General features: G+C 65.5%; 10 protein-coding genes and 1 pseudogene. 4 read left to right on the top strand and 7 right to left on the bottom strand.

What is annotated here, in order from left to right:
- Positions 1-182: 182 nt before the first annotated feature.
- Positions 183-1310, top strand: a pseudogene (locus XpopCFBP1817_RS16160) (acyltransferase family protein).
- A gap of 127 nt (positions 1311-1437) precedes the next feature.
- Here the strand turns inward: XpopCFBP1817_RS16160 and XpopCFBP1817_RS16155 are convergent.
- The 4 genes from XpopCFBP1817_RS16155 to radC all read right to left on the bottom strand — a co-directional run bounded on the left by XpopCFBP1817_RS16155 (position 1438) and on the right by radC (position 5717).
- A complete protein-coding gene (locus XpopCFBP1817_RS16155) occupies positions 1438-2193 on the bottom strand; it encodes an SDR family NAD(P)-dependent oxidoreductase (RefSeq protein WP_128417893.1) in 756 nt (251 codons plus the stop codon).
- A 160-nt stretch (positions 2194-2353) separates the two neighbouring features.
- Complete coding sequence (locus XpopCFBP1817_RS16150) at positions 2354-3220, bottom strand: SPOR domain-containing protein (protein ID WP_128417892.1); 867 nt, start codon at positions 3218-3220, stop codon at positions 2354-2356.
- Between the two features lie 45 nt (positions 3221-3265).
- Entirely contained in the window at positions 3266-4954 is a 1689-nt protein-coding gene (gene argS / locus XpopCFBP1817_RS16145; protein ID WP_128417891.1) for an arginine--tRNA ligase, read from the bottom strand.
- A gap of 85 nt (positions 4955-5039) precedes the next feature.
- Positions 5040-5717 carry a RadC family protein gene (gene radC / locus XpopCFBP1817_RS16140; protein ID WP_128417890.1) on the bottom strand — a complete coding sequence of 226 codons (678 nt, stop codon included), beginning with the start codon at positions 5715-5717 and terminating at the stop codon, positions 5040-5042.
- A gap of 96 nt (positions 5718-5813) precedes the next feature.
- Between radC and coaBC the strand changes: the two genes are divergently transcribed.
- Genes coaBC through XpopCFBP1817_RS16125 form a run of 3 tightly spaced genes read left to right on the top strand, consistent with a single transcriptional unit; the run spans position 5814 to position 9900 of the window.
- A complete protein-coding gene (coaBC, locus tag XpopCFBP1817_RS16135; protein ID WP_128417889.1) occupies positions 5814-7073 on the top strand; it encodes a bifunctional phosphopantothenoylcysteine decarboxylase/phosphopantothenate--cysteine ligase CoaBC in 1260 nt (419 codons plus the stop codon).
- The gene (gene dut, locus XpopCFBP1817_RS16130) at positions 7070-7537 is read left to right on the top strand and encodes a dUTP diphosphatase (RefSeq protein ID WP_128417888.1); all 468 of its coding nucleotides are present in this window, start codon (positions 7070-7072) and stop codon (positions 7535-7537) included. Before coaBC ends, dut begins: the two co-directional genes overlap by 4 nt.
- 14 nt (positions 7538-7551) lie before the next feature.
- The gene (locus XpopCFBP1817_RS16125) at positions 7552-9900 is read left to right on the top strand and encodes a phosphomannomutase/phosphoglucomutase (protein WP_128417887.1); all 2349 of its coding nucleotides are present in this window, start codon (positions 7552-7554) and stop codon (positions 9898-9900) included.
- Positions 9901-10051: 151 nt separating this feature from the next.
- Here the strand turns inward: XpopCFBP1817_RS16125 and XpopCFBP1817_RS16120 are convergent, their stop codons facing one another.
- The 3 genes from XpopCFBP1817_RS16120 to XpopCFBP1817_RS16110 all read right to left on the bottom strand — a co-directional run bounded on the left by XpopCFBP1817_RS16120 (position 10052) and on the right by XpopCFBP1817_RS16110 (position 11869).
- Positions 10052-10591 carry a hypothetical protein gene (locus XpopCFBP1817_RS16120; protein ID WP_128417886.1) on the bottom strand — a complete coding sequence of 180 codons (540 nt, stop codon included), beginning with the start codon at positions 10589-10591 and terminating at the stop codon, positions 10052-10054.
- A 214-nt stretch (positions 10592-10805) separates the two neighbouring features.
- Positions 10806-11147 (bottom strand): lipid-A-disaccharide synthase N-terminal domain-containing protein, encoded by a 342-nt coding sequence (locus XpopCFBP1817_RS16115; RefSeq protein ID WP_128417885.1) that lies wholly within the window; start codon positions 11145-11147, stop codon positions 10806-10808.
- Positions 11147-11869: a glycosyltransferase family 2 protein gene (locus tag XpopCFBP1817_RS16110; RefSeq protein ID WP_128417884.1), complete on the bottom strand. Its 723-nt coding sequence runs from the start codon at positions 11867-11869 to the stop codon at positions 11147-11149. The genes XpopCFBP1817_RS16115 and XpopCFBP1817_RS16110 overlap by 1 nt, the downstream gene beginning before the upstream one ends.
- Positions 11870-12127: the final 258 nt, after the last annotated feature.

Genomic DNA, 12127 nt, shown 5'->3' with positions numbered 1-12127 from the left:
ATGCGCGCACTTGTTTCTACACGATCCGGGTGCAACCAGCTGATCTATCTCGGGAAAACGTGGGGAAACCTCAGAGTCCGCATCCCTGACCTGAGCCGAGGAGCGCGGCAATCATGGGGGCCGGCACCGTTGCGTTCTTTGTATGCGGCATAGTCAGGCTCCCTCGGCCTTTCATCGCCCGCATGCGCTATCCCGCCCTCGACCTACTGCGTGGCATCGCCATCGTCTGGGTGATGCTGTTCCATTCCTTCGTGGTTGGCGGCCTGGGGCCGGACTGGGCATGGTTGTCGCGCTATGGCTGGATGGGCGTGGATCTGTTCTTCGTGCTGAGCGGTTTTCTGATTGGCACGCAGGTGCTGATACCGCTGGCGCGTGGGCAACGTTTGGACTTCAAGGATTTTTATCTGCGGCGCGCGTTGCGCATCCTGCCGGCATTTTTGGTGGTGCTGCTTGTTTACATGGCATGGCTGGATGTTCGTGAGGCGCCCGGGTTGGCACCGTGGTGGATGTTCGTTACCTTCACCTTGAATCTGTTCGTCGACTACGGCCGTGATGCCGCGTTCTCGCACGCCTGGTTGCTGTGCGTGGAAGAATATTTCTATCTGGTGTTTCCGTTGCTGGCGACGCTGTTGATGCGTCGGCCCTCGGCCGCGCGCTTTGCCGCACTGTGCGTTGCAGTGGTGGTCGCAGGCATCGCGCTGCGTGCAGGCATCTGGCTGCATTACACCGCCCTGGACAGCGCCGGCGCGGGGCTGCAGCGCAACTGGTTTATCGAAGACATTTACTCCCCGACCTGGAACCGGCTCGACGGTCTGCTGGCCGGTGTCGTGCTGGCGGTGCTCAAGGTGTTTCGCCCGCCGCTGTGGCAACGGCTGCAACAGCACGGCAACGCATTTTTACTTGCAGGTGTGGCGATTCTGGCCTTGGCGATGTGGCTGTTTCGCGAGCGGACCGGCCTGCTCGGCAATGCGGTGGGTTGGCCGGTGCTGTCGCTGGGGCTCGCCTTGCTGGTGCTTGCGGGCACTGCCACCAGCGGCCTGCTCGGCGGCTTGCGCGTGCACGGGGCCGCCTGGCTGGCGGGCATTTCCTACAGCGTGTATCTGACCCATAAGGCGGTGTTTCACCTCACCTAGGAGTGGTTCGGCCCGGCGCTGGAAGGGCGAGGCCTGCTCGCGTTCGCGGTGTATGGCGTGGTGGCGTTGTTGTGCGGCGCGGTGTTGCATTACGCGGTGGAGCGCCCGTTCTTGCAGCTGCGGACCAAGGTGGTGCGGCGAGGCACGCGGCCCTTGGCTGCGACTGATAGCGGCTAACCGAACACAGCGAAACGCCGCGCAATGCGCAGCGTTTCCATCATCTCTCGATGCCACGCTGTGTGCTCACGCGCCCGACTCACGCAGCATCACATCGCGCCAGATTCCCTACCTGCAGCAGCCACCATCACGGCGCGTCGCGCGCCACCTGGAAGCCGGCAAACGACTGCGTCACCGGCATGATTTCCAGCCGATTGATATTCAAATGCGCCGGCAGGCTGGCGACGTAGAAGATCTGCTCGGCGATGTCCTCGGCGGTCATCGGCGTGGCGCCGCGATACAGCGTGTCCGAGGCGGCCTGGTTGCCGCCGGTGCGCACCAGGGTGAATTCGGTTTCGGCCATGCCCGGTTCGATCGAGGTCACGCGCACGCCGGTGCCATGCAGATCCGCACGCAGGCCCAGCGAAAACTGCTGCACAAAGGCCTTGGTGCCGCCGTACACATTGCCGCCGGCGTACGGGTAGGTCGCCGCCACCGAGGCGATGTTGATGATCGCGCCACAGCGTGCGATCAGCGCCGGCAGTAGGCGATGGGTGAGGGTGACCAGTGCGGTGACGTTGGTGTCGATCATCTGCTGCCACTGCGCCAGGTCGGCCTGCTGCGCTGGGGCGGTACCCAGTGCCAGACCGGCGTTGTTGACCAGCACATCGATGTCGGCGAAGTCAGCCGGCAATGTGTCGATCGCTGCCGACAAGGCTTGTGCATCGCGCATGTCGAACGCGGCGGTGTGCACTTGGCCGGCAGGCAGTTCAGCGGCCAGCGCCTCCAGGCGATCGAAGCGGCGCCCGGTGGCGATGATCTTCCAGCCGGCGGCAGCAAAACGGCGCACGGCGGCGCTGCCGAATCCGGAGGTGGCACCGGTGATCAGGACGGTCTTGGACATGCGGGATAACTCCAGCGAAGGGGGGATCAGGCGAAGCAAGCCGGTGTGGCGACCGTGCCGGATGCATGTGCCACTGCGCGGCGTGCGTGCAGCCTGGCTGTACTGAGCGGCCCGCGCGCAACGACGCGGCAGCAACCGGCAGCGCGCTGCATCACTGCGGCTACTGCGCCTTGATGGCGATGGCAGGCAACCCGCTACCGGTCAGTTTCTGCTTGGCTTCGGCCAGTTCGCCGGCGCTGCCATACGGACCCATGCGCACGCGGTAGACCGTTTTACCGCTGATTTCGGCCGATTCCACGCGTGCGGCCAGACCCATCATCGCCAGCTTGGCCTTGGTCGATTCGGCCTCGCCAGAGGCGCCGAACGAGCCGGCCTGCAGGATGTAGCGGGTGTTGTCTGTCACTGCCGGTGCAGCCGCTGTCGTCGCAGCCTGCTTCGGCGCCGCATTAACAGGTGCGGCTGCAGCCGGCGTGGTGAGCGCCGCCGTGCTGGCCGGACGCGCCGGTGCGGTCTCCGCCAATGGCTTGGGCGCGCTGGCGGCGGTTTCGTTCAACGGCACCGGCACGCTGGCGGCCGGTGTGGCTGCAGCAACACGTGCTGCTGCACCCGGGGCAGGCGCGACCGGCTTGCCTTCCAGTGCCGCACGCGCACGTGCGGCTTCTTCGGCGCGCGCACTGGCGGCCAGTTCGGCATCGGACATCTGCACTTCCTTGCCGGGCAGCAAGGTGTAGAAATCGTACTGGGTCTGCGCATCGCCGGGCTTTGCTTGTGGCTTGGGCGGTTGCGCGCTGTGCTTGGGCAGCTCGGCCGGCGTATCCACGTCAGCATCGGCCACCGGCTCGGGCTGCGCGTCGGGGTTTGCACGCGGGCCCACGCGCAGGAAGCCGTCGCCGTCCTTCTTGAACAGATTGGGCGCCGCCAGAAAGATCACTGCCGCAATCGCGGCGCCTGCCACCAACCACACCCAACCGGGGGTGCCATTGCTGGTGTTGCGTCGCGCCTGACTCTTACCGCGTCGTGCTGCCATCTACCACTTCTCCGAATCACATCGTTGCGGGCCATGCGGCCCGACTTACATCTTTTCTGGGGCGCTGACGCCGAGCAGTTCCAGGCCGTTGGCGAGCACCTGTTGCGTGGCGACGGCGAGGGTGAGTTTGGCGTCGCGCTCTGCGGCATCGTCCACCAGCAGTTTGGTGTTGTGATACCACGTGTGGAAGGCGTGCGCCAATTCACGCAGGTATTGCGCAATCTGATACGGCTCCAGCGTCTGGCCGGCGATTTCCACCACTTCCGCATAGCGCGACAGCTCCAGCATGACGGTGAGCGAATGCTCGTCATCCAGACGCGCCAGCTCGGCCAACCCATGCGCCTGCTCGTACTTGTAGCCTTTTTCCAGCGCCTGACGCAGTACGCTGCACACGCGGGCATGCGCGTACTGCACATAGAACACCGGGTTGTCGTTGCTCTGCTGACGGGCCAGGTCGATGTCGAAGGTGAGCTGCGAATCGGGTTTGCGCGCAATCAGGAACCAACGCACCGCATCGGCGCTGGTTTCTTCGATCAGATCGCGCAGCGTGACGTAGCTGCCGGCACGCTTGGACAGCTTCACTTCTTCGCCGCCGCGCATCACCGTGACCATCTGGTGCAGCACGTATTCCGGCCAGCCTTGCGGGATGCCCAGTTCCAACGCCTGCAGGCCGGCGTGCACGCGCGCCAGCGAGCCGTGGTGGTCGGCGCCCAGTTCGGTGATTGCGCGCTCGTAGCCGCGCTGCCATTTGGTCAGGTGATAGGCCACGTCGGGCACGAAGTAGGTGTAGGTGCAGTCTGACTTGCGCATCACCCGGTCCTTGTCGTCGCCGAAATCGGTGGACTTCAACCACAACGCGCCGCCTTGCTCGTAGGTATGGCCGGAGGCGATCAGCTTCTGCACTGCTTCTTCGACCTTGCCATCTTTGTACAGCGAGCTTTCGAGGAAATAGATATCGAAATCGACGCGGAACGCGGCCAGATCGTGGTTCTGCTCGTTGCGCAGATAGGCCACCGCGAAGCGGCGGATCGCGTCGAAATCGGCAGGGTCTTTGCCGCCCACCACCAGATGACCTTCCAGGTCAACGGTGTCGCCCGCCAGGTAAGCGTTGGCGACATCGGCGATGTAGTCGCCGCGGTAGCCGTTCTCCGGCCAGCCGTCGCTGTCGGGAGTCAGCCCCTGCGCGCGCGCCTGCACCGACAACGCCAGGTTTTCAATCTGCACGCCGGCATCGTTGTAATAGAACTCGCGCTTGACGTTCCAGCCGTTGGCATCGAGCACGCGCGCCAGGCTGTCGCCGATCGCCGCCGCGCGGCCGTGGCCGACGTGCAGCGGGCCGGTCGGGTTGGCCGAGACGTACTCCACGCCCACCGAGCGGCCATTGCCTGCCAGCCCGCGCCCGTAGTCGGGGCCATGCTTGAGCACATGCGCCACTTCGCGCTGGTAGGCGGAGGGTGTCAGGTGGAAGTTGATGAAGCCCGGGCCGGCGATGTCCACCTTGGCGACATCGTCGCTGTCCGGCAATGCGGCCAACAGCGCCTGGGCCAGTGCGCGCGGATTGCTGCGCGCCGGCTTGGCCAGCAGCATCGCGGCATTGGTGGCGAAGTCGCCGTGCTCGCGCGTCTTGGGTCGCTCGACCACAAAATCCGGCGGCAGGGTGTCGGCAGGCAGGGTGCCGTTGGCGCGCAAGGCTTCAATGCCTTGGCCGATCAGTGCGCGGAGTTGGGCTTTCACGTGAGATCTGCTTGGAACCAAACCATCGATTTTACCCGACCGCGCGCCCCGGGGTCCGGACGATGGTTCAGGTCACCGCCGCACCTCATTCCAGCCAGCCACGCTCGGCCAGCGAGACCGGACGGCCGTCGCCGATCACGAAGTGATCGAGCAGGCGGATCTCCACCAGGCCCAGTGCGTCTAGCAAACGTTTGGTGACCGCGCGGTCGGCCTCGGAGGGCTCCGGATTGCCTGAAGGGTGGTTGTGCCCGACGATCACCGCCGCTGCGTTGTGCAGTAGCGCCCGCCGCACCACTTCGCGCGGATGGATGTCGGCACCATCGATGGTGCCGGTGAACAGCTCCTCGAAGGCGATGGCGTGATGCTTGGTATCCAGGAACAGCACCGCGAACACTTCGTAGGAGCGTGCACGCAATCGCTGCGAAAAATAGCGGCCTACGCTGGGCGGATCGCTAAGCGCCTGGCCGCGCTCCAGTTCGCTCATCAGGTGGCGATGGGCCAGTTCCAGCGATGCGTTGAGCTTGCAGGCCGAGGCGGGCCCAAGGCCGGGCAAGCGCGCCAGGGCCGAGGCCGGGCGATCCAGCAGCAAGCGCAGCGGGCCGTGCCGATGCAGCAGATCGCGCGCGGTGCGCACGGCATCCTGGCCGCGCAGCCCTGAGCCGACGAAGATCGCCAGCAGCTCGGCATCGGATAAGGCAGGCGCCCCGCGCGCCAGAAGTTTCTCGCGCGGACGTTCGTGGGTGGGCCAGTCGTGAATGTGCATATGGCGAGATTGCCAGTGCTCATCGCGCACGCCTATCAGGCCAGGGGGGGGCATCGGCTAATCTAGTTGTCCTTGTAACCGTAGGACGACTCCGACGTGATCGGCTCCACTCAGGCCCGCCCCCTGGACGGACAGCGTTTGCTGCTGTGCGTCGGCGGAGGCATTGCCGCTTACAAATCGCTCGAACTGGTCCGTCGCCTGCGCGACGCCGGCGCGCAGGTACAGGTCGCCATGACCAGCGGCGCACAACACTTCGTCACCCCGCTCAGCTTCCAGGCGCTGTCCGGGCAGCCCACCCGCACCACGTTGTGGGATTGCGCCGCCGAGCAGGCGATGGGGCATATCGAACTGGCCCGCTGGGCCGATCAGGTGATCGTCGCCCCGGCCACCGCCGATCTGCTGGCACGCCTGGCGCATGGCCTGGCCGACGATCTGGTCACCACGCTGTGCCTGGCCACCACCGCGCCGCTGACCGTGGCCCCGGCGATGAACCACCGCATGTGGCTGCACCTGGCCACCCAGGCGAATGTTGCGACCTTGCGCGCGCGTGGTGTGAGCGTGGTCGGCCCGGACGACGGTCCGCTGGCCGAAGGCGAATCCGGCCCCGGCCGGCTGGCCGAGCCGGCGGCGATCATCACTGCATTGTCCGCCACCGCTGCACCTGCCGCGTCCAAACACGCAGCGTCGCCGGCCTTCGTGCCCAGCAGCGCGCAGCTGGACGGCCTGCGCATCGTGATCAGCGCCGGCCCCACCTTCGAGGACCTGGATCCGGTGCGCTACGTGGGCAACCGCAGCAGCGGCAAGATGGGCTATGCGCTGGCTGCCGCAGCCGCCAGCCAGGGCGCCGACGTGGTGCTGGTCAGCGGCCCGGTGCATCAGACCACCCCGGCCGGCGTGCAACGGATCGATGTGCGCTCGGCTGCGCAGATGCGCGATGCGGTGCTGAGCGCGTTCCCGGCCGACATCTACATCGGTGCCGCCGCCGTGGCCGACTACACCCCCAAGCGGGTGGTCGCGCAGAAGATCAAGAAGACCGGCGAAACGCTGACCCTGGAACTGGTGCGCACCCCGGACATTCTGGCCGAAGTCGCCGCGCAGACCGGCGCGCTGAAGCTGGTGGTCGGTTTTGCTGCTGAAACGCACGAGGTGGAGCACTATGCGCGTGGCAAGCTCGCCGCCAAGCGGCTGGACCTGATCATCGCCAATCAGGTGGGGATCGAAGGCGGCGGCTTCGAGAGCGACAACAACGCTGCGATCGCGTATTGGCAGGGCGGCGAACGCGCCTTCCCCAGCATCAGCAAAACCGAATTGGCCGACCAACTGCTGGCCCTGATCGCGGAGAGATTGCAGGCATGAGCATCCCAACCCAGTCCTTGCAGGTGAAGTTGCTCGACCCGCGCTTCGGCGATCTGTGGCCATTGCCGGCCTACGCCACCGAAGCCAGCGCAGGCATGGACCTGCGCGCCGCGCTGGAGGCGCCGATGACGCTGGAGCCTGGTGATGCGGCGCTGATACCCAGCGGTATCGCGATTCATTTGTTCGACCCGCAGGTGTGCGCGGTGATCTTGCCGCGTTCGGGCCTGGGCCATCGCCATGGCATCGTGCTTGGCAACGGCACCGGCCTCATCGATGCCGATTACCAGGGGCCGCTGCTGATCAGCACCTGGAATCGCGGCCGCGCCGCCTTCACCATCGAGCCGGGCGATCGCATCGCGCAGCTGGTGATCCTGCCGATCGTGCGCGTGGGCTTGCAAGTGGTGGATACTTTCGTCGACAGCGCGCGGGGAGCGGGTGGATTCGGCCACACCGGCGTGCGCTGACGGGGGGGCGTCACATGAGCAAGGCGAATGAGCGCAGGCAGTCCGCGTCCGGCGTGCGTACGAGTGGCCCGGTATTGGGGGGCGTGTTGTTGCTGCTGGCAGTCTGGTTCGGCTGGAGCAGCTACGCGCAATGGCGCGAAGATGCGATGACGCAGGGCCTTGAGCTGGCGCGCGATCGCGCGGTGCAGGACCTCAGTCAGGCGATGGCCAAGCAAGCCAGCCAACTCGACGCCGTGCTTCAGCTGCCGCAGGTCATCGCCGCGTTGGCCAACGGCGATGGCCCGGCTGCGGTCTCGACCATCCGGGAGCACCTCAAGGGCGCCGAAGACGTCCAGGTACTGCCTGGCGATCTCACTGCTGCGTATGAAGATCCCAAGGACTTCGGCTACGCGCGGCTGAGCCTGCTCGAATCGGCGCTGGTCGGCAAACGTGCCCAGGTGCATGTGGTGCGCGACGCCAAGCAGGTCCGCCTCGGCGTGGCGGCGGCGGTGCGTTTGGGTACTCAGCCGGCGGTGGCGTATACGCGCCTGCCGCTGCTGCGCCTGACCGGCCCGTTGGATGCGATCGCGGTGCCCGGCAGCGCTTATCTGGCGCTGCGCCAGGGCAGCTACAACGTCGCCGAGCAGGGCGACGTTTCGCTTGGCGATGCTGCCGAAACGCTGGCCCGGCCGTTGGGCGACAGCGGTCTGCGCGTTGCCGCCGCCGTGCGGCAGAGCGACAGCGGCCCGTTAGGTCTTGGCGCAGTTGGCTGTGCAATCGTGACGACGTTGCTGCTCATCATTGCCGTGCTGTTGGTCCTCGCCAGCCGTGGCCGTGTCGCCTTGCCGCGCCGCCGAGTGGCAACAGAATCGACTGCCGACGAACCCACCTTCGGTCAAAGCCTGCAGCACGATGCCAGCGTCGCCAGCCAGGCACGCGCGCTGCACCAGCACGCCGCTGCCGCTGCGCCGCTGGTTTTGGTGCCGGCGGTGCAGATCGCCACCGAGATGTTCCGCGCCTATGACATCCGCGGGGTGGTCGGCAAGGAGTTGAATCCAGGCGTTGCCGCGCTGATCGGCCAATCCATCGGCAGCGTGATGCAGGCGCAATGCCTGCGCGAGGTGGTGGTCGGGCGCGACGGGCGGCTGTCGGGCCCTGAGCTTGCCAACGGCCTGATCGAAGGCCTGCGCCGCGCCGGCTGCAACGTGATCGACATCGGTCTGGCACCCACGCCGGTGGTGTATTTCGGCGCATACGAACTGCGTGCCGGCAGTTGTGTGGCGGTGACCGGCAGTCACAATCCGCCCGACGACAACGGTTTCAAGATCGTGATCGGCGGCGAGACCCTGTCGGGCGCGGCGATCACCGAACTGCACCAGCGCATCAACGAAGGCCGCCTGCACACTGCGGCAACCCCTGGCGAACTGGAACAGCGCGACATCGGCGATGCCTATATCCAGCGCATCGCCGACGACGTCCAGCTGGACCGCCCGATCAAGGTGGTGGTGGATGCCGGCAATGGCGTGGCCGGCGATATCGCACCGCGCTTACTGGAAGCCATCGGCGCCAAAGTCATCCCGCTGCACTGCGATGTCGACGGCACCTTCCCCAACCATCACCCCGACCCGAGCGAGCCGCATAACCTCGACGATCTGGTGAAGATGGTGCAGCGCTTCGATGCGGACATCGGCGTGGCCTTCGATGGCGATGCCGACCGTCTGGGCGTGGTCACCAAGGAAGGCAGCATCGTGTTCCCCGACCGCCTGCTGATGTTGTTCGCCGCCGACGTATTGCAGCGAAATCCCGGCGCGCTGGTGATCTACGACGTCAAATCCACCGGCAAGCTGTCCGACTACGTGTTGCGCAATGGCGGCAGCCCGTTGATGTGGAAGACCGGCCACTCGCTGATCAAGTCCAAGATGCGCGAGACCGACGCCGAACTGGCCGGCGAGATGAGCGGGCACTTCTTCTTCAAGGAGCGCTGGTACGGCTTCGACGACGGCATCTATGCCGCCGCGCGCTTGCTGGAAATCCTGGCCCAGCGCGAAGAAACTCCGTCCGAAGTGCTGAACGCGTTGCCAGAAAGCGTGGCTACTCCGGAAATCAAGGTGCCGGTTGACGGCGATGCGCACGCGCTGGTGGCGCGCTTTGTCGCGCGTGCGCAGGCCAGCGAGGGATCGCCGTTCGAATCGGCGCGGTTGTCCACCATCGACGGACTGCGTGCGGACTTCGCCGAAGGATGGGGCCTGGTACGTGCCTCCAACACCTCGCCGATCCTGGTGCTGCGTTTCGAAGCCGAAACCGAGGCCGCATTGAACCGGATCCACGCATTGTTCCGCAGCGAATTGCAGGCCTTGCTGCCAGAGCATCCGTTGGCGTTTTGATCGACGGGTGACGAGACGCGACGGATGGCTGCTCTGCCTGGAGAGAAGCAGAGCAGGGTGTGGCGGCGCAGATGTCGATCACATGCTGCTCTTGGTGGTAGGCCTAGGCGATCACCTGCACGTATCGCTCGAACCCGACAGGCGCGAGCGATCACCGTCCCGCGCCGCGTAAACCCGCCATGCGTGAGCGATCACCTGGTGCAGGTATCGCAGCGCTGTGCTCACCGTCGTCGTGCAACAACCAGACCGCATCCCAATACGGATACCCACCGATCTGCTCGGCCAGCCCCGCACGCAACGGCAGCGCGACCAGCGTGCGCGCGAACTGTCGATGGTCGGCGTGCAGTGGAAGCGCCGACGCCTGCATCTGCGGCTGCCACACCGTTCCGCCACGGCCACGTGCGCGATTGACCGCCTCGCCGGCCGCCTGTCGCGCGTCGGCAGCCATCTGCATCAGCGCAGCCTTGCCGGGTGCCTGCAGCAGGGCGCACCAACTGTCAGGCAGCAGTACCCAACACAGCAACTGCGCATCCTGCCAATGACCGGCCGCCGCAAGGCTCGCTGCCGCCGCCCGCGCGCAACGCCAGTCTGCAAACAACCGTACTTGCTGATGCGTGTGCAAACGCAGGTGCCAGTGCGTGGCAATGGGCGCTGGCATGGAGACAGGGCGATGGAGCAGTGCGCTGGACATGACCAAAGCATGCCGATGACTTTAGCGAAGCGGCATCGGCCGCGCGCACCATATCCTGTCGGTAACCAGCGCATCGCGGTGTACGAAGAAACGCTTCGAAACTCAGATATCTAGCAGTTCAAGCAGTGGGCCAAAAAGCAACACATCAGCCCAACTTACAAAGCCCGCATCCCATCCGGAGGCCGACGGCTTTTTCCGATTCCCGATTCCCAGCTCAGTGCACCGCACGATCCCGCTTCCAGCCGCGATGCTTCACATCCAGATGCAGGCTGTAAAACGCGGTAAATGCAGGGAACAGGTTCTGCAGCACGCCAACCGAATCCTGCTTGGCCGAAAACACGAAGTAGCTCAGCGTCATCAGGCTGCCGACCACGCTCATGTACCAGAACATGCGCGGAATCACCGGCTTGCCGGCACGCTTGGAGGCGACAAACTGCACCAGCCAGCGTCCGCCGAACATCAGCGCGCCCACATAGCCGATCAGCTTCCAGCCGGTGACATGCAGCCCGGTCCAGTACAGCCAGGTCAGCGGTTGATCCAGCCAATGCAGTTCCATCAGCGCTCCTGCACCACGGTGCGCTTGCTGCGGGTGATCAACCAGGCCACGCCGCGCAGGTCGCGGATGCCGACCAGGGCGCGATTGAGATTGTTGTACTTGGACACGCCCGCAGTGCGATGGCGGTGATGCACCGGCACACTCACGGTGCGCCAGCCGGCGCGCTGCATCAGCGCCGGCAGGTAGCGGTGCATATGGTCGAAGTAGGGTAGGTCCAGAAATGCTTCGCGCTCGAACAGCTTGATGCCGCAGCCGGTATCGGGCGTGTTGTCGTGCAGCATGCGCGAGCGGATCGCATTGGCCCACTTGCTGGCCCAGCGCTTGGAGCCCGAATCCTGGCGGTTGACCCGCCAGCCGGCGAACAGCTTCACCTGTGCATCTGCGCTGCTGCGTGCGGTCAGCAGCTTGGGAATGTCGGCCGGGTCGTTCTGGCCGTCGCCATCGAGCGTGGCGATCCAGCTTGCGCGCGCGGCTTTGACGCCGTTGCGCACCGCTGTGCTCTGGCCGCTCTGGGTCACGTGATGCAGCACGCGCAGTTCCGGTGTGGCGGCTTTCAGGCCTTGCAGCACCGCCAGGGTGTCGTCGCGCGAATGGTCGTCGACATAGACGATTTCGAACGCCACCACCCCGCGCAACGCGGCAACGATCTCGCCCACCAGGGCAGCGACATTATCGCGCTCATTGAACACCGGGACGACGACGGAAAGCTGAGGTTGGCTCATGGGTTTCGTAGTGGCCGCAGGTAGGCTGAGCAAAAAAGATCGCGCATTGTGCCTTGGCTGTCTGAGTCCGGCATGAAGCTCAAGCGGGTCATGTGCGTTGAAGCGGCCCCTAGCGTGGCGGAAACGTGTCACCTGGCGCGTCGAGAGCGGTTGGGAAACGTAGCAAACAGGTGTCAGGTGCTGAGGTTTCCCCACGTTTTCCCGAGATAGATCAGCTGGTTGCACCCGGATCGTGTAGAAACAAGTGCGCGCATGGCG

It is taken from the genome of Xanthomonas populi (assembly GCF_002940065.1).
In the GTDB taxonomy this organism is placed as follows: Bacteria; Pseudomonadota; Gammaproteobacteria; order Xanthomonadales; family Xanthomonadaceae; genus Xanthomonas; species Xanthomonas populi.
This window is presented reverse-complemented; position numbering and strand designations above follow the sequence as displayed.

Excerpts from the sequence above, each read along its gene's own strand:
- XpopCFBP1817_RS16155 (WP_128417893.1), bottom strand. The coding sequence starts at position 2,193 with ATGTCCAAGACCGTCCTGATCACCGGTGCCACCTCCGGATTCGGCAGC.
- XpopCFBP1817_RS16150 (WP_128417892.1), bottom strand. The coding sequence starts at position 3,220 with ATGGCAGCACGACGCGGTAAGAGTCAGGCGCGACGCAACACCAGCAAT.
- radC (WP_128417890.1), bottom strand. The coding sequence starts at position 5,717 with ATGCACATTCACGACTGGCCCACCCACGAACGTCCGCGCGAGAAACTT.
- dut (WP_128417888.1), top strand. The coding sequence starts at position 7,070 with ATGAGCATCCCAACCCAGTCCTTGCAGGTGAAGTTGCTCGACCCGCGC.
- XpopCFBP1817_RS16125 (WP_128417887.1), top strand. The coding sequence starts at position 7,552 with ATGAGCAAGGCGAATGAGCGCAGGCAGTCCGCGTCCGGCGTGCGTACG.
- XpopCFBP1817_RS16120 (WP_128417886.1), bottom strand. The coding sequence starts at position 10,591 with ATGTCCAGCGCACTGCTCCATCGCCCTGTCTCCATGCCAGCGCCCATT.
- XpopCFBP1817_RS16115 (WP_128417885.1), bottom strand. The coding sequence starts at position 11,147 with ATGGAACTGCATTGGCTGGATCAACCGCTGACCTGGCTGTACTGGACC.
- XpopCFBP1817_RS16110 (WP_128417884.1), bottom strand. The coding sequence starts at position 11,869 with ATGAGCCAACCTCAGCTTTCCGTCGTCGTCCCGGTGTTCAATGAGCGC.